Source organism: Intrasporangium mesophilum (assembly GCF_054783095.1).
In genome coordinates, this window is sequence record NZ_BAAGRF010000058.1 from 297,022 (window position 1) to 318,571 (window position 21,550).

The 21,550-nt window shown below is 69.6% G+C and carries 18 protein-coding genes; 10 read left to right on the top strand and 8 right to left on the bottom strand.

Features of this window, described 5'->3' with window-relative positions; all coding sequences use genetic code 11:
* Positions 1-43: 43 nt before the first annotated feature.
* Positions 44-1,168: a succinyldiaminopimelate transaminase gene (gene dapC / locus ACYVLP_RS26690; RefSeq protein WP_460630290.1), complete on the bottom strand. Its 1,125-nt coding sequence runs from the start codon at positions 1,166-1,168 to the stop codon at positions 44-46.
* 8 nt (positions 1,169-1,176) lie between these two features.
* Positions 1,177-1,503 (bottom strand): ferredoxin, encoded by a 327-nt coding sequence (fdxA, locus tag ACYVLP_RS26695; protein WP_452269313.1) that lies wholly within the window; start codon positions 1,501-1,503, stop codon positions 1,177-1,179.
* Positions 1,504-1,569: 66 nt separating this feature from the next.
* Here fdxA and ACYVLP_RS26700 point away from each other — a divergent pair, with 66 nt between their 5' ends.
* On the top strand, positions 1,570-2,667 hold the full coding sequence (locus ACYVLP_RS26700; RefSeq protein WP_460630291.1) for a GNAT family N-acetyltransferase: 1,098 nt from the start codon (positions 1,570-1,572) through the stop codon (positions 2,665-2,667).
* Positions 2,668-2,797: 130 nt separating this feature from the next.
* On the opposite strand, the gene ACYVLP_RS26705 is transcribed toward ACYVLP_RS26700, so the two are convergent.
* The 5 genes from ACYVLP_RS26705 to ACYVLP_RS26725 form a co-directional block, all read right to left on the bottom strand.
* Positions 2,798-4,525: a VanW family protein gene (locus tag ACYVLP_RS26705; RefSeq protein WP_460630292.1), complete on the bottom strand. Its 1,728-nt coding sequence runs from the start codon at positions 4,523-4,525 to the stop codon at positions 2,798-2,800.
* Positions 4,526-4,630: 105 nt separating this feature from the next.
* The gene (gene mshB / locus ACYVLP_RS26710) at positions 4,631-5,509 is read right to left on the bottom strand and encodes an N-acetyl-1-D-myo-inositol-2-amino-2-deoxy-alpha-D-glucopyranoside deacetylase (protein WP_460630293.1); all 879 of its coding nucleotides are present in this window, start codon (positions 5,507-5,509) and stop codon (positions 4,631-4,633) included.
* 11 nt (positions 5,510-5,520) lie between these two features.
* Complete coding sequence (locus ACYVLP_RS26715; RefSeq protein ID WP_460630294.1) at positions 5,521-7,290, bottom strand: ABC transporter substrate-binding protein; 1,770 nt, start codon at positions 7,288-7,290, stop codon at positions 5,521-5,523.
* Between the two features lie 7 nt (positions 7,291-7,297).
* The gene (typA, locus tag ACYVLP_RS26720; protein WP_460630295.1) at positions 7,298-9,196 is read right to left on the bottom strand and encodes a translational GTPase TypA; all 1,899 of its coding nucleotides are present in this window, start codon (positions 9,194-9,196) and stop codon (positions 7,298-7,300) included.
* Between the two features lie 13 nt (positions 9,197-9,209).
* The gene (locus tag ACYVLP_RS26725; RefSeq protein ID WP_460630296.1) at positions 9,210-9,719 is read right to left on the bottom strand and encodes a (deoxy)nucleoside triphosphate pyrophosphohydrolase; all 510 of its coding nucleotides are present in this window, start codon (positions 9,717-9,719) and stop codon (positions 9,210-9,212) included.
* Between the two features lie 72 nt (positions 9,720-9,791).
* On the opposite strand from ACYVLP_RS26725, the gene ACYVLP_RS26730 reads away from it, so the two are divergent.
* The 9 genes from ACYVLP_RS26730 to ACYVLP_RS26770 all read left to right on the top strand — a co-directional run bounded on the left by ACYVLP_RS26730 (position 9,792) and on the right by ACYVLP_RS26770 (position 20,145).
* A complete protein-coding gene (locus ACYVLP_RS26730; RefSeq protein ID WP_460630297.1) occupies positions 9,792-10,100 on the top strand; it encodes a 4a-hydroxytetrahydrobiopterin dehydratase in 309 nt (102 codons plus the stop codon).
* A gap of 161 nt (positions 10,101-10,261) precedes the next feature.
* Positions 10,262-11,782 carry a hemolysin family protein gene (locus ACYVLP_RS26735; protein ID WP_460630298.1) on the top strand — a complete coding sequence of 507 codons (1,521 nt, stop codon included), beginning with the start codon at positions 10,262-10,264 and terminating at the stop codon, positions 11,780-11,782.
* Positions 11,779-12,792 (top strand): hemolysin family protein, encoded by a 1,014-nt coding sequence (locus ACYVLP_RS26740; protein ID WP_460630299.1) that lies wholly within the window; start codon positions 11,779-11,781, stop codon positions 12,790-12,792. The genes ACYVLP_RS26735 and ACYVLP_RS26740 overlap by 4 nt, the downstream gene beginning before the upstream one ends.
* Before the next feature lie 273 nt (positions 12,793-13,065).
* Positions 13,066-14,058, top strand: coding sequence for an ABC transporter permease (locus tag ACYVLP_RS26745; protein WP_460630300.1), 993 nt, complete (start codon positions 13,066-13,068; stop codon positions 14,056-14,058).
* 49 nt (positions 14,059-14,107) lie between these two features.
* Positions 14,108-15,892 carry an ABC transporter substrate-binding protein gene (locus ACYVLP_RS26750; protein WP_460630301.1) on the top strand — a complete coding sequence of 595 codons (1,785 nt, stop codon included), beginning with the start codon at positions 14,108-14,110 and terminating at the stop codon, positions 15,890-15,892.
* Positions 15,893-15,997: 105 nt separating this feature from the next.
* Positions 15,998-17,011, top strand: coding sequence for an ABC transporter permease (locus tag ACYVLP_RS26755; RefSeq protein WP_460630302.1), 1,014 nt, complete (start codon positions 15,998-16,000; stop codon positions 17,009-17,011).
* Positions 17,008-18,177: an ABC transporter ATP-binding protein gene (locus ACYVLP_RS26760; protein ID WP_460630303.1), complete on the top strand. Its 1,170-nt coding sequence runs from the start codon at positions 17,008-17,010 to the stop codon at positions 18,175-18,177. Before ACYVLP_RS26755 ends, ACYVLP_RS26760 begins: the two co-directional genes overlap by 4 nt.
* Positions 18,178-18,208: 31 nt before the next feature.
* Positions 18,209-19,273, top strand: a complete 1,065-nt coding sequence (locus ACYVLP_RS26765) for an ABC transporter ATP-binding protein (RefSeq protein WP_460630304.1) — start codon at positions 18,209-18,211, stop codon at positions 19,271-19,273.
* A gap of 158 nt (positions 19,274-19,431) precedes the next feature.
* Positions 19,432-20,145 carry a DsbA family oxidoreductase gene (locus ACYVLP_RS26770; protein ID WP_460630305.1) on the top strand — a complete coding sequence of 238 codons (714 nt, stop codon included), beginning with the start codon at positions 19,432-19,434 and terminating at the stop codon, positions 20,143-20,145.
* A 585-nt stretch (positions 20,146-20,730) separates the two neighbouring features.
* Here ACYVLP_RS26770 and ACYVLP_RS26775 read toward each other — a convergent pair.
* Positions 20,731-21,549 carry an ABC transporter permease gene (locus tag ACYVLP_RS26775; RefSeq protein ID WP_460630306.1) on the bottom strand — a complete coding sequence of 273 codons (819 nt, stop codon included), beginning with the start codon at positions 21,547-21,549 and terminating at the stop codon, positions 20,731-20,733.
* Between the last annotated feature and the right edge of the window lies 1 nt (position 21,550).

Below are 21,550 nucleotides of genomic sequence, written 5' to 3' on the forward strand. Positions count from 1 at the left end.
GTCGCCGGAGAAAAGTGGTCCCATTCGGCGATTTCGGCAGGTCTCAGAGCCGGGCGCAGGCAGCCTCGACGCGCTCGTCGGTCGCCGTGAGCGCAATACGCACGTGCTGCGCTCCCGCGGGGCCGTAGAAGGCGCCGGGCGCGACGAGGATCCCCAGGTCTGCGAAGTCGGAAACCGTTGTCCAGCAGTCCTGCCCGCGGGTTGCCCAGACGTAGAGGCCGGCCAGGGAGTGGTCCACCCGCAGGCCTGCCCGGGTGACCGCGGCAAGCAGCAGCTCGCGCCGACGAAGGTATGCCGTCCGCTGCGTCGCGACGTGGGTGTCGTCACCCAGGGCGACCGCCATCGCGTGCTGGACGGGTGCGGGCATGATCATGCCGGCGTGCTTGCGCACCTCGAGGATCGCCGAGACCAGGCTCCGGTCCCCGGCCACGAACGCGGCGCGGTAGCCGGCGAGGTTGGACTGCTTCGACAGCGAGTAGACCGCGAGGAGGCCGTCATGATCGTTGTCACACACGTCGGGGTGCAGCACGCTCGGCGTCGTGGTGCCGAGCTGCCCCTCGCGCCAGTCGAGCTCGGCGTAGCACTCGTCGCTCGCAACGACGACGCCGTGCTCGCGGGCCCAGCGGACGACCTTGCGCAGGTGCTCCACCCCGAGCACCTGGCCGTTCGGGTTGCCGGGGCTGTTGAGCCACAACAGTTTTGGCGTCGTCGTCTCGGTGAGCGGGCCGAGACTCGTCAGCGACTGGGCCACGACCGTGGAGGCCCCGGCGATTCGCGCCCCGATGTCGTAGGTCGGGTAGGCCACCGCCGGTATGCCGACGACGTCACCGGCCCGCAGACCCAGCAGGGTGGGCAGCCAGGCGACGAGCTCCTTGCTGCCGATGGTCGGCAGCACCTGGTCGATGCCGAGTCCCGGCACGCCGCGCCGCCGGGCGAACCAGGCGCAGATGGCCTCGCGCAGCTCCGGCGTGCCCACCGTGAGGGGGTACCCCGGGGCGTCGGCCGCCTCGGCCAGCGCGCGCTGGACGAGCTCAGGCGTCGGGTCGACGGGTGTGCCGACCGACAGGTCGACGATCCCGTCCGGATGTGCCGCTGCTCGCGCCTTGTACGGCGCGAGCAGGTCCCACGGGAATTCGGGCAGGTCGAGCGGAGTCAGCGAGGCGCCCACCCGTCAGCTCACTCGTCGTGTTCCTGCGGCGGCAGCGCGGCGATGAGCGGGTGGTCCTTGTCGATGACACCGAGCTTGGCGGCACCGCCCGGGCTGCCGAGGTCGTTGAAGAACTCGACGTTGGCGTTGTAGTAGTCCGCCCACTGCTCCGGCACGTCGTCCTCGTAGTAGATCGCCTCGACGGGGCAGACCGGCTCGCAGGCGCCGCAGTCGACGCACTCGTCGGGGTGGATGTAGAGGGACCGCTTCCCTTCGTAGATGCAGTCGACCGGACACTCCTCGATGCAGGCCCTGTCCTTCAGGTCGACGCAAGGCTGGGCGATGACATAGGTCATGGGGAGGGGACCTCCTGCTGGTGGAGCGTTCGGGTGCATTCTGCTGCTACGCCTAGTATGCCGGACATGAACGGCGAGCCTACGCACGGCCCCTCCGATGAGACCGACCCCTCCAGCGGTACCGACGATGCCCTCGTGGACACCCCCGGGCACCGCCTCTCGGCGGGCCTGACGATCGGCAACCGGGTGGTCGTCCGGTACCTCCTGGAGCCCGGCCAGCAGGCTCGCGCGACCGACTTCGTGGGTGACCTGATCGCGCGCGACCGCGACTTCCTCATCGTCGACACCAAGACCGAGCGCGTGAAGCTGATCCGCGCGGACATCATCGCCGCCAAGGAGGTCCCCCCGCCGGCGAGCGTGGCCGGACCGGCCCACAAGCGCGTCTCCGCGGACGACCTGCAGAAGGTCATGGCCAAGGGCTGGGTCGCGACCGACAGTGCGGGTCTCGGCGACTGGGTGCTGCGCTCCTCTCATGGTTTCACCGGTCGCGCGAACTCCGCTCTGCCCGTGGGTGATCCGAGCCTGCCCCTCGACCGTGCCATCGACTACGTCGAGAAGTGGTACGCCGAGCGCGAGGCTCCCACGCTCTTCCAGCTGCACGGCGGCCAGGGCTTCGTCGTGGAGGAGGACGCGGTCGGAGCCGCCCTGCTCGAGCGCGGATACGCCGTCGGCGGCGGTCGGGACGACTGGCAGCGCGTCCTGGTCATGACCGGCCTCGCGTCGGAGATCCCCCCGCTGACGACCGAGTCGGCGCCGGTCACCGCCGACTCGCAGCTGCAGACCGAGTGGCTGATGGCCTACGGCGAGCAGCGCCGGCTCGTCCCCGGCGTGACCGAGGCGGTGCTGTCCGGCAGCGACGGGCAGCTGTTCATGTCGGTCCGCGACCCGGAGAGCGGGCGGATCGTGGCCATCGCCCGGATGGCGATCCACCCGGGCTGGGCCGGCATCTTCGGGCTCTGGGTCGACCCGGCGCACCGCCGCCAGGGCCTGGCCACGACGATCGTGTCAGCCGTCGCGATGGTCGCCCGCGAGAACAACATGCCGGCCATCTACCTGCAGGTCTCGGGCGACAACACCGACGGCATCGCCTTCTGGGAGCGTCTCGGCTTCACCGTGCACCACGAGTACACCTACCTGGCCAAGCCCGACACCCCCACCGCCTGAGCGCCCCAGACCGGCAACACACCGAACAGCCGCAAACTCTGATGGAAATAACCGTCGAAGTTTGCGGCTGCTCGGTGTGTTGCGGGTCAAGCGGGCCCGGGGCGAGGGGCCGGGGGGTCATGCCGGGAGGTCACGGCGGGGTGGCGTTGGGGTTCGTGCAGACGATCTCGTCCTCGGGCCGGTAGCGCGTCGTCACCGACTCCTTCTTCACCAGCGCCGACGAGCCGGGCTTGTACCACTGGCGCGTGACGGTGACGACGAAGCCCGGGTTCGGCTGCTGCGGGTAGCACTTGAGGCCGTCGATGACGATCCGCTCCGGCGGGACGACATTGCGGCGCGGGCCCTTGACCGACGTGATGTCCCACACCTTGGTGCTCCACACGCGGCCGTGCACGTAGCCGTCCTCGACCCAGGTCTGCAGGAGCATCCCGAACGACGTGTCGTTCTTCCACTTGTTGTCGATGCTGGGCCAGTAAACGGTGGCCTCACGCCCCTCGGGGTAGCGCGGGATGAAGAAGGCGTGCGGAGTGAACTCGAGGATGTCGGCGCCCGCGAAGTAGGCCATGTTGTAGATCACCGTGGACACCTGGCTCACGCCGCCACCGGTGCCGCGCGTGAGGCGGCCGTTGATGATCACGGTCCCGTCGGCATACCCCTTGTCCTCCGTGCGCTCGCCGAGGACGCCGTTGAGGCTGAAGGTGCCGCCCGGAGGCACGTACGTGCCGTTGATCGTGCGTGTGGCGACGACGAGGTTGTTCGTGCGGGTCTTGTCGTTCGTCGGGAAGGGTGACTTGAAGTCGACCACGAGCGTCGTGATGCCGGCCTTCTGGGCCTGCTCGGTGGTGAGCTTCGGCTTGGTCACGACCGGTTTCACCGTGACCGTCCGGTTGCCGCTGCCGATGGCGGCGGCGACCTGCGTGCCGACCGCGGCCTGGTCGACGGCCGAGCCGTCGACCGAGGGCACCAGCCGGGGCCGCCCGTTGTTCGGCGCGAAGACCCAGCGGGCATCCTGCGCGGCCTTGCTGGGGACGTTCAGGTTCTTCGCGACGAGAGCGGCCAGACCCTTCTCGTCGAAGGCCGGCCGGAGGCTGCCGGCACCGTCCGGCTCGAGGGACACCATCGGCGCGAACTCCGCCTGGCTGAGCTGCGTCTTCGCCGTGCCGGCCACGACGGTGACCGGCCCCGACATCGCCGTCCGCCCGAACTCGTCGGCGACCTGCTGGACGGTCTCGGGGCCCACGGCCGGGTCGACGGCTCGCATCGCGGCCGTCGCGGAGTCCGAGTTCGGGAACGCCTTGCGCAGCGCGAGCTTGGTGCCTGCGACGTCGAGAGCCTGGCCGGGCCGGGGCAGCGCGACGGTGACCATCCCGCCGGGGAAGGACACGCCGCCCTCCGTCGCGGCGACGGCCACCCTCGGGGCGAGGGTGCCGAGGTATGCCGTGAGGCGGTCGTCGTCGACGCTGGTCAGCAGCGGCGCCTCGACCGAGCCGGTCAGCTTGCTCCACACCGTGCTCGGGCTCAGCGTGAACCCGGTCAGCCCGTCGAGGGACCGCCGGATGTCGACCTGGAAGCCCGCCGTGGAAGGCACCACCTGCACGGGTTCCTCACGGCCGGGCACGCTCAGTGCGATCGGCGTGCTGAGCAGCGTCTCTGATCCGCGCTCGATGGCGGCTCCGGCCTGGTCGGGCGACATCCCGCCGACGTGGATGCCGCCGATGGTGACGGTGGCGGGCACGTGGCCGGACGCCCAGATGCACAGGGCCGCATAGCCGCCCCCGAGCACGAGGCCGGCCACCAGGAGGCGCAGCGCGGTCGAACGGTTCTCTCGACGGGGCTCAGGTTGCCACGAGTCAGGCATGGGATCTCCGGGGAGGGGACAGGTCGCATGACGGTAACCCGATGCCTCGCAGAATGGGGCCGACGGACCTCACGACTCGGCGGCCGTGACGGATTCGTTGTCGGCTCAGTCCAGCAGGCTCGTGCCACGCTGCCCGGTGGCCGCCCAGGTGCGGGGGTCGACCTGCCGGAACCCCTCCCGCGCCGTCGTGCGCGCGGCGATCCGGTTCGACAGGGCGTGGACGTCCTCGCTCGCGACGATGACCTGGGTGGCGTGGGCGCGAAGGGCGTCGTTCTGGACGACACGAGCGGCGGCGTCCTCGACGACATGCGACACGAGCTCGTCGGCCACGACCGACGGCGGGAACGGGTCGGTGACCGCGGGCAGCACGAGCGGGGGCTCACCCACCGGGAGGGCGTATGCCGTGGGGTCGGCTGCGTGCAGCCACGCGCGGTCCTCGTGCGCCCAGCTGCGCGGCGTCAGGATCTCGTAGGTGTGAGCCGGTAGGTCGCCGGCGTCGAGCAGCTGCAGGGCGCGTCGGGTGACCCGGTGGGTCTGGATGTGGTCAGGGTGGCCGTAGCCGCCGTGCTCGTCGTACGTGACGACGACGTCGGGCCGCACGGACCGGACCACGTCGGCCACGAGGGCTCCGGCGGTGTCGACATCGGCCGCGGCGAACGCGTCCGGGTGACGCGCGGCCGCAGACCCGACCATGCCGGAGTCGCGGAAGCGCGACAGGTGTCCGGCGTCCGCGCCGAGGACGTGCATCGTGGCGCCGATCCGGTGCAGCGCCTCGGTGAGCTCGGCATGACGGTAAGGCCCGAGCGTGTCGTCGGGATGGCCCTCGAGGTGGGCGAGCGGCTCCGGGATCACCTCACCCTCCTCACCGAGGGTGCAGGTGAGCACGTGGACCTCGTCGCCGCGGGCGACATGGTGCGCCATGGCGATGCCACAGGTCAGCGTCTCGTCGTCCGGGTGGGCGTGGACGAACAGCAGGCGAGCCACCGGGCCTCCAGTCAGCGCACCGCGACCGTGGCGAGGTCCACGACGGCGCCGACGGCGTGGTCCTCGTAGTTCTTGACACCCGAACCGTGCAGGTAGAGCGCCTTGGTCGCCGAGAGAGCCACGTAGCCCTGCTTGGCGCGGATGGCGTCGTCGACCTGTGCCCAGACCGAGGCCCGCGCCTTGGGGTCGGGCGTGGCGTCGGCCTTGTCCATGAGTCCGTTGACGGTGTCGTCGCTGAAGTACCCGACGTCCTGTCCGGGACCGCTCGAGTCGATGTTGAGCCGGGAGTCGAACAGGGCGGGCAGGACCCCGCTCGCCGACGGCCAGTCGGGCGTCCACACGCCGCGGAACACGTCGTAGGTGTTGACGGAGTTCGGCTTCTCGATCGTGGCGTAGTACTCCTCCGGGGCCACGCCCGTCAGCTGCACGTCGAAGCCGGCACGCTCCCACCCGGCGGCCAGGGCGGCATACGCCTTGTCGGCGAGGACCGACTTCGCGTGCACGACGCGCACGCGTACCGGCAGCTTCAGGCCGGCCTGCTCGAGCAGGAGCCGGGCCGACTCGGGGTCGCCCTCGACATAGGTGCCGCTCGGGGGCGTCGTGCCGCTCGGGTCGACCGCGGGCGACAGGATCGACCAGGTCGGCGTGCCCGCGCCGTCGCCGCCGGTCGCGGCGACATACGTGGCGCGGTTGGTGGCGAGGGCGAACGCCTTGCGCACCGTCGGATTGGACATGACCTTGCTGCGCATGTTGAGAGCGAGGTAGTCGACGTTTCCGGTGTACGGGAAGGTGAGCCGGGCCTGGAGGTCCGTGCCGGCCTGGTTGCGCAGGGTCGGGCTCGCCTGGACCCACGAGACGGCATACGCGTCGTCGTCCTGCTGGTTGAGCAGGCGCTGGATGACCGTGGACTCACCGAGGTCGGTCGTCACCTGGATCTCGTCGGGGTAGGCCTGGCGGATCGGGTCGGTGCGAGGGTCCCAGTACGTGTTGCGCACGAACGTCCCGCCCTTGCCGACCGTCCACGGCTCCTTGAGCTTGTAGGGGCCGCTCGACATGACCACGAGGCTGGCCTTGTCGTCCTTGGTGTCGGTCGAGGCCTTGCGCGGCGCGAACTCCGGCATCGCGACGATGTGCGGGAAGTCGGGCTCCGAGTCGCGCAGCCGGAACGTCACCGTGCGGCCCTTGCAGGAGACAGCCTTGTCGAAGTCGCTCTGGTGCTTCTTGTCGCCGGGACCGGTGTAGACGGGCTTCTCGAGCCCCTCGGCCGTGACCTTCGTCGGCATGTCGAGCAGGTAGCTCGCGTAGTTCGTGCCGCCGACGTGGGTGCGGCGGTCGAAGGTGCGGGCGACGCCGTGTCGGACGTCCTCGCACGTGATTGGGGAGCCGTCCTGCCACCGGAGGCCCTCGCGCAGGGTGAAGGTCCACGTGCGCGCCTGGTTGGACGGGGTGCCCGTGTCAGTCGCGAGGTCACCCTCGATGTCACGCTGGTGCTCACCCGTGCCGTATGCCGTCAGGCCCCGCGCGAACGTGCGCTGGGCGAAGAACGCCTCGGGGCTGGGGTACATCAGCTGCGGGTCCCAGGTCGCGATCGAGTCGGCGACGAGGACGTTGAGCGTGCCACCGGGCTGGGCCGCACCGCCGGAGTCCGACGACGTGCCGGCGACACCGGCCGACCCTCCGATGCCGCTCTCGCCCGTGCAGGCGGCCGAGCCCGTCGCGAGCAGGGCAGCACCGACCGCGGCGGTGACCCCCCGCCTCAGCCCGCGAAGCTCGACCCGCACGCTCGGATCAGCCTTCGGCCCTCGCCGCGGCACGCACGCGGGCGGCAGTGCGGGACCGCTCGGTCGCGTCGAGCACGACCTTGCGGATCCGGACCGCCTCCGGGGTCACCTCCACGCACTCGTCCTCGCGGCAGAACTCGAGGCACTGCTCGAGGCTGAGCTTGCGCGGCGGAACGATCTTCTCGAAGTTGTCGGACGAGGAGGCGCGAACGTTGGTGAGCTTCTTCTCCTTGGTGATGTTGACATCCATGTCGTCGGCTCGGGAGTTCTCGCCGACGATCATGCCCTCGTAGACCTCGGTCGTCGGCTCGGTGAACAGGGTGCCACGCTCTTGGAGGTTGACCATTGCATAGGCCGTGACAACACCCGTGCGGTCGGCGACGAGGGAGCCGCTCGTGCGCGTAGTGATCGCGCCGAACCACGGCTCGTAGTCCTCGAAGACGTGGTGGGCGATCCCCGTGCCCCGGGTCTCGGTGAGGAACTCGGTGCGGAAGCCGATGAGTCCACGCGAGGGGACCAGGAACTCCATCCGGATCCACCCCGTGCCGTGGTTGGTCATCTGCTCCATCCGGCCCTTGCGCGCGGCGAGGATCTGCGTGATCGGCCCGAGGAACTCCTCCGGCGTGTCGATCGTCAGGCGCTCGACGGGCTCGTGCACCTTCCCGTCGACCTCGCGGGTCACGACCTGCGGCTTGCCGACCGTCAGCTCGTAGCCCTCGCGTCGCATCTGCTCGACGAGGATCGCCAGCGCCAGCTCGCCGCGGCCCTGCACCTCCCAGGCGTCCGGTCGCTCGGTCGGCAAGATGCGCAGCGACACGTTGCCGACGAGCTCACGGTCGAGTCGGTCCTTGACCATCCGCGCAGTCACCTTCGCGCCGCGGACCCGCCCGACCATAGGGCTCGTGTTGGTGCCGATGGTCATCGAGATGGCGGGCTCGTCGACCGTGATGAGCGGCAACGGGATCGGGTTGTCAGCGTCCGCGAGGGTCTCGCCGATCGTGATGTCCGGGATGCCGGCGACGGCGATGATGTCTCCGGGGCCGGCGCTCTCGGCCGGCTTGCGCTCGAGGGCTTCGGTCATGAGCAGCTCGGTGATCTTGACCCGCTGCTGCGAGCCGTCATGGCGGCACCACATGACCTGCTGGCCCTTGTTGATCGTGCCGTTGTGGACCCGCAGCAGGGCGAGGCGGCCGAGGAAGTTGGACGCGTCAAGGTTCGTGACATGGGCCTGCAACGGGGCCTGGTCGTCGTACGTCGGAGCTGGGATCGTCTCGAGGATGGTCGCGAACAGCGCCTCGAGGTCGGCGCCGTCCGGCAGCCCGCCGTCGTCCGGCCGCTCCGTCGAGGCGCGGCCCGCCTTGGCGGAGGCGTAAACGATGGGGAAGTCGATCTGCTCCTCGGTGGCGTCGAGGTCGAGGAACAGCTCATAGGTCTCGTCGACGACCTCGGCGATGCGTGAGTCGGGCCGGTCGACCTTGTTGATGCACAGGATCACCGGCATCTTCGCGGCGAGCGCCTTGCGCAGGACAAAGCGCGTCTGCGGGAGCGGGCCCTCGGACGCGTCGACGAGCAGGACGACCCCGTCGACCATCGACAGGCCACGCTCGACCTCGCCGCCGAAGTCGGCGTGCCCGGGGGTGTCGATGATGTTGATCGTGACGCCGTCCGCCAGGCCGCGGTCGGTCGATGCCTTGCCCGTGTAGTGCACCGCGGTGTTCTTGGCGAGGATCGTGATGCCCTTCTCGCGCTCGAGGTCACCGGAGTCCATCGCCCGCTCGTCGACGTGCTGGTGCTCGCCAAAGGCCCCCGACTGCCAGAGCATCTTGTCGACGAGGGTGGTCTTGCCGTGGTCGACGTGAGCGACGATGGCAACGTTGCGGATGTCCGCACGGGTCTTCATGGGCATGGGGGACAGTCTCTCAGGGATTCGGCGTGTGCTTGACCACGCTCTGCGGCGGTCCGGAGCGCAGAAGCGCCTCGAGCCGATCGACGATCGGCAGGTCGGCCGGCAGCCACGCGACGGCATGCAGCGCGTCGAGCGGGAGCCAGCGCAGCTCGTCATGGTCCTCGATGGGCGCCGGAGTGCCCTCGACCACCTCCGCGAGCCAGACGAGCATCTCGTACCGGTCGCCGAGCGCCCAGGTGGCACCCGGCAGCGGCCCTGGGACGTGCGCACCGAACGCGACCCGCACGCCGAGCTCCTCCCACACCTCGCGATGGAGGGCGGACAGCGGCGACTCGCCCGGTTCGACCTTGCCCCCGGGCAGCTCCCAGCCGCCGGCGAGGGCGGCGGGCTCGGTGCGGCGGGCGGCGAGCATGCGGGTCGGCCGGTCGAGGCTGTCGACGATGGCGGCGCCGACGACGAGCCGCAGCGACCGGCGCAGGTCGTCAGCGGGCTCGGGCGGCATGGTGGAGGAATCGCTGCTCATGGCGCCCCCGATCGTGCCACAGCCCGCACGCGGACTCAGCCGTCCGGCATACGTCCGCGTTTTACTGGAGTCATGACACGACTGCTTGACGACGAAGAGATCGAGCGCCAGCTCCGCGACCTGCCGGGCTGGGCTCGAGACGGCAGCGAGATCCGCGCCTCCTACGAGGCTCCGTCGTTCCTCGACGGCATCCGGCTGGTCCGCGAGGTGGCCGCCGCGGCCGAGTCGATGAACCATCACCCCGACATCGACATCCGGTGGCGCACCGTCACGTTCGTGCTCTCGACGCACTCCGAGGGCGGGCTCACCCAGCTCGACATCGAGCTCGCGCACCAGATCTCCCAGGAGGCCGGGCTGGTGGGCGCCAGCGCGACGGGCTGAGGCACACCGGCGGTCACCTAGGATTGGCCCATGCGATCACCCACCCGTCCCGGCTCGGCCTCCGAGTCACAGGAGGGCCATAGTCCCTGGCCGGACTCGGTCCGGCCGCCCCGTGTCTTCTGGCGCCTCGCTTCGCTGCGGCGCATGCTTGGTGATCCGGTATGAGCATCGTTCTCGGAATCGCACTGATCTTGGCCCTCACCGCCGCCACGGGCTACTTCGTGGCTCAGGAGTTCGCCTACGTCGCCGTCGACCGCAACGCGCTTCGGCAGCATGCCGAGCGCGGCGACGCCGCCGCGCATCGCGCGCTACAGGTCACCTCACAGCTGTCCTTCACGCTCTCGGCGGCGCAGTTCGGGATCACCGTCACCGCGCTCCTGGTCGGCTACGTCTCCGAGCCGCTCGTCGGCGTGGGCCTCGCCGAGCTGCTCGATCCCTCCATGTCGTATGCCGCACGGCTGAGCCTGTCGGTGACCGCCGTCCTCGTCTTCTCGACGATCGTCCAGATGGTCTTCGGCGAGCTGGCGCCCAAGAACCTCGCCATCGCTCGCACCGTCCCGCTGGCCCGGGCGCTCAGCCGGTCCACCCTCGTATATCTCAGGCTCGCAGGCCCGGTCGTCCGGCTCTTCGACCGCGCCTCCACCACCCTGCTACGCAAGGTCGGGATCGAGCCCGTCGAGGAGCTCGAGCACGGTGCGACGGCCGAGGACCTCACGCGCATCATCGACGAGTCGCACGCCGGGGGCCTTCTCGACGACGACCTGTCGGAGGTGCTCGAGGGCGGCCTACGCTTCCGGGCGCTCGACGCCAGCGACGTCATGACACCACGCGTCAGGGTGACGACGGTCCGGGCCAGCGCGCCTCTCTCCGATCTCGTCACGCTGCTCGACACCGGCTGGTCGCGGTTCCCGGTCACCGGCCGGGACGGCGACGACATCGTCGGCGTGGCCGGGATCCCCGAGCTGCTCGCCGTCCCCGCCGAGCTACGGGCCACCACGCAGATCGGCTCCGTCGTGTCCGAGCCGACTGTCGTGCCGACGAGCGCACCACTCCCCCGCGTCCTCGAGCAGATCCGGGCCGACCATCGCCAGCTCGCCGTCGTCGTCGACGAGCACGGCGGCTTCGCCGGTGTCGTGACCTTCGAGGACATCGCCGAGGAGGTCGTCGGCGACATCCTCGACGAGGACGACAGCCCCCAGCCCGGTGTGCTCGAGACCGCCCCGGACGAGTGGCTGGTGCCTGGCCATGTGCGCCTCGACGAGCTCGAGGCGGCCACCGACCTCGAGCTCACGAGCGCCGACGAGCACGCGACGCTGAGCGGGCTCATCCTCGAGCGGCTCGGACGCACCGCACGCGTCTCCGACACGGTCGAGGCCGACGCCCGCCGCGAGGTGGTCAGCGACCGGCGTCACGTCGCGGCACCCGAGGGTTCCGCCGGCGACGAGCCGGAGCCGGACGCCGATCCCGACGAGAGCGAGCTGCGCCGGACCCGCGTGACGGTCCGCCTCACCGTAGAGGCGGTCGCACGGCACGTGCCCGCGACCGTACGCGTGGCCGTGCTCGACCTGATGGCCGACCTCGAACGCCTCGACGCGGAGGTGGCCCAGCTCGCCGATGGCGGCGAGGGCACCGAGGGCACAGAGGGCACCGAGGGCGGCGCGCCGGACGGGGAGACGCGATGACCACCGCACTGCTGTTCTCCGTGCTCCTTCTCGTCGGCAACGCGTTCTTCGTAGCGGCCGAGTTCGCCCTCGTGGCCAGCAAGCGGCACCGGCTCGAGGACCTGGCCGAGCGGGGCAGCCTCGCCGCGCGGGCTGCGGTCCGCGGCAGCCGTGAGCTCTCCCTCATGCTCGCGGGAGCCCAGCTCGGGATCACGCTGTGCACCCTCGGCCTCGGCTCGCTGGCGAAGCCAGCCGTCGCTGAGCTGCTCCAGCCCGTGTTCACGTTCCTGCGGCTGCCAGACGCGGCGGCATACGTCGTCTCTGTCGTGCTCGCCGTCGCCATCGTCGTCTTCCTCCACATGGTCGTGGGCGAGATGGCGCCCAAGTCGTGGGCCATCGCCCACCCAGAGCGGTCCGCGCTCATGCTGGCGCTGCCGTTCCGGGCCTTCGCCCGCGTCATGCGACCCGTCCTCGCCCTGCTCAACGCCATGGCCAACGGATGCCTCCGCCTCGTCGGCGTGCAGCCTCAGGACGAGCTCGCCCAGGTCCACGGCCCCAAGGAGCTCGAGATGCTGCTCCAGAGCTCGCGGGAGCACGGCCTGCTCGCGGAGCCGGAGCACCGGGTCCTGGCCGGCGCCATCGACCTCGACACCACCCCGTTGTCCGACGTGCTCGTGCCGCTCGCGCACGTCGTCGGTGTGGGCGCGACCGCGACGTGCGCCGAGGCAGAAACCGTGTCGCGGGAGTCGGGCCGCTCACGGCTGCTCGTCCGTGACCGCGACGTCCCGGTCGGCATCGTGCACGTGCGGGACGTCGTGCGCTCCGCCGCCTCGGCGCCGGTCACGGCCGTCACCGCGCCAGCCCTCCAGGTGGATGCAGGCCTGTCCCTGCTCGACGCCGTGTCACTGATGAGATCCCGCCAGGCCCAGCTCGTGCTCGTGGAGGGCCCCCAGGGCCCGGTCGGCATCGTCACCATGGAGGACCTGCTCGAGCGCGTGCTCGGGCGGTTCGACGACGAGACGGACGCCTAGCGCGCTCCCAGCAAAGTCCCACCCAGCTCCCAGCCGAGCGGTCGAGTCGTGCGTGCGGCCCTCGCACGGGAAGGTTTATCGCTCAACCCGCCAGATCGCCGAAAGATATCCAGCGAGTCACGATTCGGCATAGTCGGTTGCTGGTGGTGCCCGGTCGCTGAAAGATGGGCGGCGCGGTCGTAGGGAGCGTAGGTTTGCGGCTGTCGCCGAATACTTGTCGGTGGGTCCAACGTGGCCCCGCCCGGCACCGAACTCACCCGGAGGTGACGGCACGTGAGCACACCCCTCGAGCTCGAACCCGGCGGAGCGTCAGCAGCCCCCGAGGCGGTGCTCGAAGGCGGCGGCGTCATCGAGGGTCGTTCACTCGGCCAGATCGCGTGGAGCCGGCTCAAGCGAGACCGGGTCGCGCTGGCCGGCGGCATCTTCGTCATTTTCCTCGTCGTGATCGCCATCCTGGCCCCGCTCATCGTCCGGCTGCTCGGACACCCGCCGGACGAGTTCCACCAGGAGCTCATCGACGCCAACACCCAGATTCCCATCGGCCCCTTCGGGGGGATCTCCTGGGACTTCCTGTTCGGCCTGGAGCCGGTGAACGGCCGAGACCTGTTCAGCCGCATCCTGTACGGCTCGCAGGTCTCGCTGCTCATCGCGTTCTTCGCAACGCTGGTGTCGGTCGTCATCGGCACGACGATGGGCCTCATCGCCGGCTACTACGGCGGCGCGGTGGACAGCTTCATCAGCCGCCTCATGGACATCTTCCTCGCGTTCCCGCTGCTGCTGTTCGCCCTCGCCCTCGTCGGCGTCATCCCCGACTCGGCGTTCGGCCTCAAGGGCGACCAGCTGCGGATCGCGGTCATCATCTTCATCATCGGCTTCTTCAACTGGCCGTACATCGGCCGCCTCGTGCGCGGCCAGACGCTCTCCCTTCGTGAGCGGGAGTTCGTCGACGCGGCGCGCAGCCTCGGCGGGCGGACGCCGTACATCGTGACGCGGGAGCTGCTGCCGAACCTCTTCGCGCCGATCCTGGTCTACGCGACCCTGCTCATCCCGACCAACATCCTGTTCGAGGCGGCCCTGTCGTACCTCGGTGTCGGTGTCCAGGCCCCTCGCGCCACGTGGGGCGGCATGCTGTCCGATGCCGCGACGTGGTACCAGATCGACCCCTGGTTCATGATCCCTCCAGGCATGGCCATCTTCGTGACGGTCCTCGCCTTCAACCTCTTCGGGGACGGCCTACGTGACGCCCTCGATCCTCGGTCGCGGTGACCACTGCGACCGTATGCACCACCAGAAAACACAAGGGAGCGCAAAGCACATGAAGAAAACGCGCATCATGGCTGTCGCCGGTGCGACGGCCCTGGCGCTGGGGTTGACCGCCTGTGGCGGCGGTAACACCGGCGGCACCACGGGCGGCACCGGCGGCAGTGGGGGCGGGGGCGGCTCGACCGCCGTCGCTGCCGACGCGGCACTCACCAAGGTCGTCAACCCCTCGGACGCCAAGGGCGGCACGTTGCGCTTCGGCATCTCGGACGACTGGGACTCGGTAGACCCCGGCGACACCTACTACGGCCTGTCCTGGGACTTCCTGCGTAACTACGGGCGCGGCCTCGTGACGTTCAAGGCGGCGCCGGGTGAGGAGGGCGCAAAGCTCGTCCCGGACCTCGCGACGTCCCTCGGCAAGCCGAGCGACGGCAACAAGACGTGGACGTACACCCTGCGTGACGGCGTCAAGTACGAGGACGGCACGCCGGTCACGAGCAAGGACGTCAAGTATGCCGTCGCGCGCTCGCTCGACAAGACGACGTTCCCGAACGGTCCGACGTACTTCAACGACTTCCTCGCCGACGTCCCCGACGGGTACTCCGTCTACAAGGACAAGAACCTCGACGACCTCAAGTCGATCACCACGCCCGACGACAAGACGATCGTCTTCCACCTGAAGACGGCCTTCTCCGGGTTCGACTACTTCGCCATGCTTCCTGCCACGGTTCCGGTCCCGCAGGCCAAGGACACCGGCACGAAGTACAAGGAACACGTCATGTCGACCGGCCCGTACAAGTTCACGACGTACCAGGCCGGCAAGCTTCTCGAGCTCGACCGCAACCCGAACTACGACCCGGCTACCGACCCGGACACCGGCCGCAAGGCCCTCCCGGACAAGCTCACGGTCGAGATCGGCGTCAACGCGGCAGACCTCGACAACCGGCTCATGTCGGGTGACATCGACGTCGACCTCGCGGGCACGGGTGTCCAGGCGGCGGCGCAGGGCAAGATCCTGGCGAGCCCCGACCTGAAGAAGAACTCCGACAACCCGAACACCCAGCGGACGAACTACACGCAGATCAACACCGACGTGGCGCCGTTCGACAACATCGACTGCCGCAAGGCCGTCCTGCTCGCCTACGACAAGACCGGCTACCAGCGCGCGTACGGCGGCAGCATCGGTGCCTCGATCGCGACGAGCCTGATGCCCCCGTCGGTCCCGGGCCACCAGGACATGGATCTGTACAACTTCGCCGCGAAGCCCCAGGGCGACCCGGATGCCGCCAAGGCCGAGCTCGCCAAGTGTGGCAAGCCCGACGGCTTCGACACGATCATCGCCTACCGCACCGAGCGTCCGAAGGAGAAGGCAACCGCCGAGTCGCTCCAGCAGTCCCTGGCCAAGGCTGGCATCAAGGCCACGCTCAAGGGCTTCCCGCAGGGTGACTACTTCAAGCTCTACGTCGGCAAGCCGGACTATGCCAAGGCCAACGGCCTGGGCCTCATGATCATGAGCTGGGGTGCTGACTGGGCTGACGGCTTCGGCTTCATGGAGCAGATCGTCGACAGCCGCGTCATCCGCCCGGCCGGCAACACGAACCTCGGCATCAAGCTGCCGGCGGTCGACGCCCTCATCGACCAGGCGCTCGGCGAGAACGACGTCGCCAAGCGTGACTCGATCTGGGGCAATGTCGACAAGACCGTCATGGAGAACGCGGTGGTTCTGCCTGGTGTCTGGGGCAAGGGTCTGCTCTACCGACCCGAGAACCTGACGAACGTGTTCGTCACTGACGCGTTCAGCTTCTACGACTACACGACGCTGGGCACGACCAAGAAGTAGCTGTACGAACTGCCCACTGCCTCATCCACCGAAAGAAGGTGAAGGCGTGGCCCCGGTGGCAGCCGACGATCTCGTCGGCTGCCACCACCCGGGCCGCCGACCACAGTGCTCGCGTACCTGATCAGACGCCTCATCAGTGCAGTCGTGCTGCTGTTCATCGTGACGGCAGTCGTCTTTGCCATCTTCTTCCTCCTCCCCCGGATCGGCGGGGCCACCGTCGAGGACCTCGCCTCGCGCTACGTCGGCAAGTCCGCGGGCGCCGCCCAGATCCATGAGACGGCCGTGCGCCTCGGGTTCACCGACCCGATCTGGGTGCAGTACGGCCGCTTCATCAAGGGCCTCTTCGCCGGTAGCGACTACTACACCGGCGCCGGCTACGACCACTGCCCCGCCCCGTGTCTCGGGTACTCGTTCATCACACAGAATCCCGTCCTGCCTGACCTCATGGACCGCCTGCCGGTCACGCTGAGCCTCGCGGCCGGCGCCGCATTCCTGTGGCTGCTGGGCGGGGTCGCGACCGGCGTCGTCTCGGCGCTGCGTCGCGGGACCTTCGTCGACCGCGCGGCCATGACGGTCGCGCTCGCCGGTGTCTCGCTCCCCATCTTCTTCACCGGCCTGCTGGCGCTGTCGATCTTCAGCTACGGCCTGGGCTGGACGGCGCCAGGTGGCTCCTACACCCCGTTGCAGCAGAACCCCTTCTTGTGGGCCTACGACCTGCTCCTGCCGTGGATCACGCTGGCGTTCCTGTATGCCGCGGCATACGCCCGGCTCACCCGCGCGGGCATGCTGGAGACCATGAACGAGGACTACATCCGCACGGCCCGCGCCAAGGGCCTGCGAGAGAACGACGTGGTCGTCAGACACGGCCTGCGCGCCGCGCTGACCCCCATCGTGACGATCTTCGGCCTCGACCTCGGCCTGCTGCTCGGTGGCGCCATCCTCACGGAGACGACCTTCTCGCTGCCCGGCATCGGCCAGTACGCTGTCAAGGCCGTGTCGCAGAACGACCTGCCGAAGGTCCTCGGCGTGACGATTCTCGGCGCCGTCTTCATCATCATCGCCAACCTCGTCGTGGACCTTCTCTACGCCGTCATCGACCCGAGGGTGCGCACCGCATGACTGAACCCACGAACCGAAGCACCGAGGAGATGGCCGAGGCTCTCGTCGACTCCTCCGAGACCGTCGACCGCACCGGTCGCCGCCGCCGCAGGGGCGCCGAGTCGGTGAACGTCCTCGACGGCATCGGCGGCCTCGGGGCGCCGCAGCCGGGGACCTTCCTCGCGGTGCGCGACCTGCGCGTGCACTTCCCCACCGATGACGGCCTCGTCAAGTCGGTCGACGGCCTGTCGTTCGACCTGGCCCGCGGCAAGACCCTCGGCATCGTCGGCGAGTCGGGATCTGGCAAGAGCGTCACGAGCATGGCGATCATGGGGCTGCACAAGCCCGGCACGGTGCGGATGACCGGCTCGATCCGGCTCGACGGCCAGGAGCTGGTCGGCGCGAGCCGTGAGGACGTCCGGGCGCTGCGCGGCAAGAAGATGGCGATGATCTTCCAGGACCCGCTCTCGTCGATGCACCCGTTCTACACGGTCGGCCGCCAGATCATCGAGGCCTACAAGGTGCACAACGACGTGAGCACCTCGGTGGCCCGCAAGCACGCCATCGACATGCTCGACCGCGTGGGCATCCCGCAGCCGAACAGCCGCGTCGACGACTACCCGCACCAGTTCTCGGGCGGTATGCGGCAGCGAGCGATGATCGCGATCGCGCTGTCGTGCTCCCCTGACCTGCTCATCGCCGACGAGCCCACGACCGCGCTGGACGTCACCGTGCAGGCGCAGATCCTCGACCTCATCCGCGACCTGCAGAGCGAGTTCAACTCGGCCGTCATCATCATCACCCACGATCTGGGTGTCGTCGCCGAGCTCGCCGACGACATCATGGTGATGTATGCCGGACGGTCCGTCGAGTACGCCGCCGCTGAGGACGTCTTCGAGCGGCCGCAGCATCCGTACACGTGGGGCCTGCTCGGCTCGATGCCGCGCCTCGACCGCGAGCGCACCGAGCGGCTGCGCCCGATCGCCGGCACGCCACCGAGCCTGATCAAGGTTCCTGCTGGCTGCCCGTTCCACCCGCGGTGTGCGTTCGCGGACCGCACCGGTGGCCGGAGCCAGACCGTCCGACCCCCGTTCGCCCCCGGGCCGCCCGGGCACTATGCCGCCTGCCACCTCTCCCCCGAGGACCGACGGTCCATCTGGGAGAACGACATCAGGCCGGCGCTGTGACCCGCCCGACCACGTGCGAAGGAGCCGCATCGTGACCACGTCCACCGCACCCGAGGCGGGCACCCAGACGCGCTCGGGCGACGCGCTGCTGCAGGTCACCAAGCTGACCAAGCACTTCCCGATCCGCCGTGGGCTCCTGCAACGCGTGGTCGGCGCGGTCCAGGCCGTCGACGAGCTGACGTTCGACGTGGCGCGGGGCGAGACCCTGTCGCTGGTGGGCGAGTCGGGATGCGGGAAGACGACGACAGGCCGGATGCTGACCCGCCTCATTGAGCCGACGTCGGGCACATTGCTGTTCGAGGGCCAGGACGTCACGCACTGGTCGGTCGGCAAGCTGCGTCCGCTCCGTCGCGACGTGCAGATGATCTTCCAGGACCCGTATGGCTCGCTCAACCCGCGCCACACCGTGGGCACGATCGTGGGGGCTCCCTTCAAGCTGCAGCACGTCAACACCGAGAACGGCATCAAGCGTTCGGTTCAGGACCTGCTCGAGCTCGTCGGCCTCAACCCGGAGCACTACAACCGCTACCCGCACGAGTTCTCCGGCGGCCAGCGGCAGCGCATCGGCATCGCCCGGTCGCTCGCCCTCAAGCCCAAGCTGATCGTCGCCGACGAGCCGGTCTCGGCGCTCGACGTGTCGATCCAGGCCCAGGTCATCAACCTCCTCGAGGACCTCCAGGACGAGCTGGGCCTGACCTACGTCGTCATCGCCCACGACCTCTCGGTGGTCCGGCACATGAGCGACCGCATCGCTGTCATGTACCTCGGCAAGCTCGTCGAGCTGACCGACCGCGACGAGCTCTACACCCGTCCGATGCACCCGTACACCACGGCGCTGCTGTCGGCCGTGCCGATCCCGGACACCCAGCGGCGCATTCACCGCGAGCGGATCCGTCTCGAGGGTGACGTCCCGAGCCCGATCAACCCGCCGCCGGCGTGCCGCTTCCACACGCGCTGCTGGAAGGCGCAGGAGATCTGCAAGACGGTGGAGCCACCACTGCTGCAGCTGGCGCCAGGCCACCAGGTGGCGTGCCACTTCCCGGAGAACCAGGACCTGCCCACGCCGACCGCTCCCCCCACCGCAGCCGACGCCTGACCCCGCAACACACCCGGAAACCGACAGCTCGTCATAGTTGCAACCGTGGCGAGCAGTCGGTTTCCGGGTGTGTTGCGGGGTAAGGCGGTGAGGGGCCTCACTGGTCGGCCGATGGCTGCGGAGGGAACGAATCGGGCGCGGCTTTGGTTGAACGTTCCATGAAGGTGGAGATCTGGTCCGATATCGCCTGCCCGTGGTGCTACATCGGCAAGCGCCGCTTCGAGAGCGCGCTCGCGCAGTTCCCGCACCGCGACGACGTCGAGGTGCACTGGCGCAGCTACCAGCTCGACCCCACGCTCCCCGACCACCACGACGGCACCGAGCTGGACTACCTGGTCGACCGCAAGGGGATGTCCCGCGGCCAGGTGAGGCAGATGTTCGACCAGGTCACGGCGATCGCGGCCGATGAGGGCTTGGCCTACGACTTCGACTCGGTCGTCGTGGCCAACAGCTTCCCGGGCCATGAGCTGCTCCACCTCGCCAAGGCACATGCGCTCGGCGACGCCGTCAAGGAGGCACTCCTTTCGGCCCACTTCGAGCATGGTGAGGACATCGGCGACCGCGAGGTGCTCGTGCGCATCGGCACCGAGGCGGGCCTCGACCGGGAGGAGATCGTCCGCACCCTGAGCGAGCACACCTACCGGGGCGCCGTCGTCGCCGACATCCAGGCAGCTCAGAAGATCGGGATCCGGGGCGTGCCGTTCTTCGTGCTCGACGACAAGTACGGCATCTCCGGTGCCCAGCCGGCCGAGCTGTTCGGCCAGGCGCTCGACCAGGTCTGGCGCGAGACGCATCCGCTCGTCATGCTCGACGCCAGCACAGGCTCGGCCGCCGGCGACGCGGCCTGCGGCCCCGACGGCTGCGCCATCTGACCCCGAGCACGCGTGTGACGGGTGAGACGGGGCGCCCACTCGACCCCGACCCCGCACCCGCGTCGAGTGTGCGCTGCGTCCCACCGGCCCCAGAGCCCTGTGTATGGCCCCCCGTGTGACGGGTGAGACGGGTGAGACGGGGCGCTCACTCGACCCACACCCCCACCCCAGTCGAGTGGCCGCTGCGTCCCACCGGCCCCAGCCCCGGTGAGACGGGTGAGACGGGTGAGACGGGGCGCCCACTCGACCCAGACCCCGCACCCCCGTCGAGTGGCCGCTGCGTCCCACCGGCCCCAGAGCCCTGTGTATGGCCCCCCCGTGTGACGGGTGAGACGGGGCGCTCACTCGACCCACACCCCACCCCCGTCGAGTGGCCGCTGCGTCCCACCGGCCCCAAACCCCGGTGTGTGCCCCCGTGTGACGGGTGAGACGGGGCGCTCACTAGACCCACACCCCCACCCCCGTCGAGTGGCCGCTGCGTCCCACCGGCCCCAGAGCCCTGTGTATGGCCCCCCGTGTGACGGGTGAGACGGGGCGCCCACTCGAGCAGGTGGGGGCCGGTCGGGTGGGCGCCTGCGTGTTGGGCTAGAGGCGGCTCTCGGCCGCGTCGGCGCCGGCGAGCCGCTGCGCCAGCCACACCGGGATGATCGACAGCACGATCAGCACCACGGCGATGACGTTGACGACCGGGGCCTGGTTGGGCCGGAAGAGGTTGTTGAAGATCCAGATCGGCAGCGTCGGGCTGTCCGGGCCGGCCGTGAAGGTCGTCACGACGATCTCGTCGAAGCTGAGGGCGAAGGCGAGCAGTGCGCCCGCGAGCAGGCTGGAACGCAGCAGCGGGAAGGTCACCCGTCGGAAGGTCGTGAAGGGCCTGGCGCCGAGGTCGGCCGATGCCTGCTCGAGCGACGCTCCGAGCCGCCGCTGGCGTGCCGTCACGTTGTTGAAGACGATGACGATGCAGAAGGTGGCGTGGCCGACGATGATCGTGAACAGCCCTGCGCCGATGCCGAAGATGGGCGTGAGCACACCCTGGATCGCCGACTGGAGCGCGATGCCGGTGACGATCCCGGGCAGCGCGATGGGCAGCACGATGAGCATCGAGATCGCGTGCCTGCCGAAGAAGGCGTACCGGCTCAGCGCGAGGGCGAGCAGGGTCCCGAGCAGCAGGGCGATGGCCGTCGCTCCGAGGCCTGCCTTGACCGACATGAGGAACGCGTCCCGCGGGCCCTGAGCCTGCAGCGCCGCATGCCACCACTGGGTGGTGAAGCCAGGCGGCGGCCAGCCGAACGTGCGGTCGCTGTTGAACGAGTTGACCGTCACCACGACGATCGGCACGTAGACGAAGGTGAGCACGAGCGTCGCGAACACCGTGAGGAGCACCTTCGTCCCTCGTCCGAGTCTCATC

Bases quoted from the DNA above. Each gene is read 5' to 3' on its own strand.
- ACYVLP_RS26725 (WP_460630296.1), bottom strand. From the start codon at position 9,719: ATGAGCAGCGATTCCTCCACCATGCCGCCCGAGCCCGCTGACGACCTG.
- ACYVLP_RS26705 (WP_460630292.1), bottom strand. From the start codon at position 4,525: ATGCCTGACTCGTGGCAACCTGAGCCCCGTCGAGAGAACCGTTCGACC.
- ACYVLP_RS26770 (WP_460630305.1), top strand. From the start codon at position 19,432: ATGAAGGTGGAGATCTGGTCCGATATCGCCTGCCCGTGGTGCTACATC.
- ACYVLP_RS26735 (WP_460630298.1), top strand. From the start codon at position 10,262: ATGAGCATCGTTCTCGGAATCGCACTGATCTTGGCCCTCACCGCCGCC.
- ACYVLP_RS26750 (WP_460630301.1), top strand. From the start codon at position 14,108: ATGAAGAAAACGCGCATCATGGCTGTCGCCGGTGCGACGGCCCTGGCG.
- ACYVLP_RS26775 (WP_460630306.1), bottom strand. From the start codon at position 21,549: ATGAGACTCGGACGAGGGACGAAGGTGCTCCTCACGGTGTTCGCGACG.
- ACYVLP_RS26730 (WP_460630297.1), top strand. From the start codon at position 9,792: ATGACACGACTGCTTGACGACGAAGAGATCGAGCGCCAGCTCCGCGAC.
- ACYVLP_RS26700 (WP_460630291.1), top strand. From the start codon at position 1,570: ATGAACGGCGAGCCTACGCACGGCCCCTCCGATGAGACCGACCCCTCC.
- fdxA (WP_452269313.1), bottom strand. From the start codon at position 1,503: ATGACCTATGTCATCGCCCAGCCTTGCGTCGACCTGAAGGACAGGGCC.
- typA (WP_460630295.1), bottom strand. From the start codon at position 9,196: ATGCCCATGAAGACCCGTGCGGACATCCGCAACGTTGCCATCGTCGCT.
- ACYVLP_RS26740 (WP_460630299.1), top strand. From the start codon at position 11,779: ATGACCACCGCACTGCTGTTCTCCGTGCTCCTTCTCGTCGGCAACGCG.
- ACYVLP_RS26760 (WP_460630303.1), top strand. From the start codon at position 17,008: ATGACTGAACCCACGAACCGAAGCACCGAGGAGATGGCCGAGGCTCTC.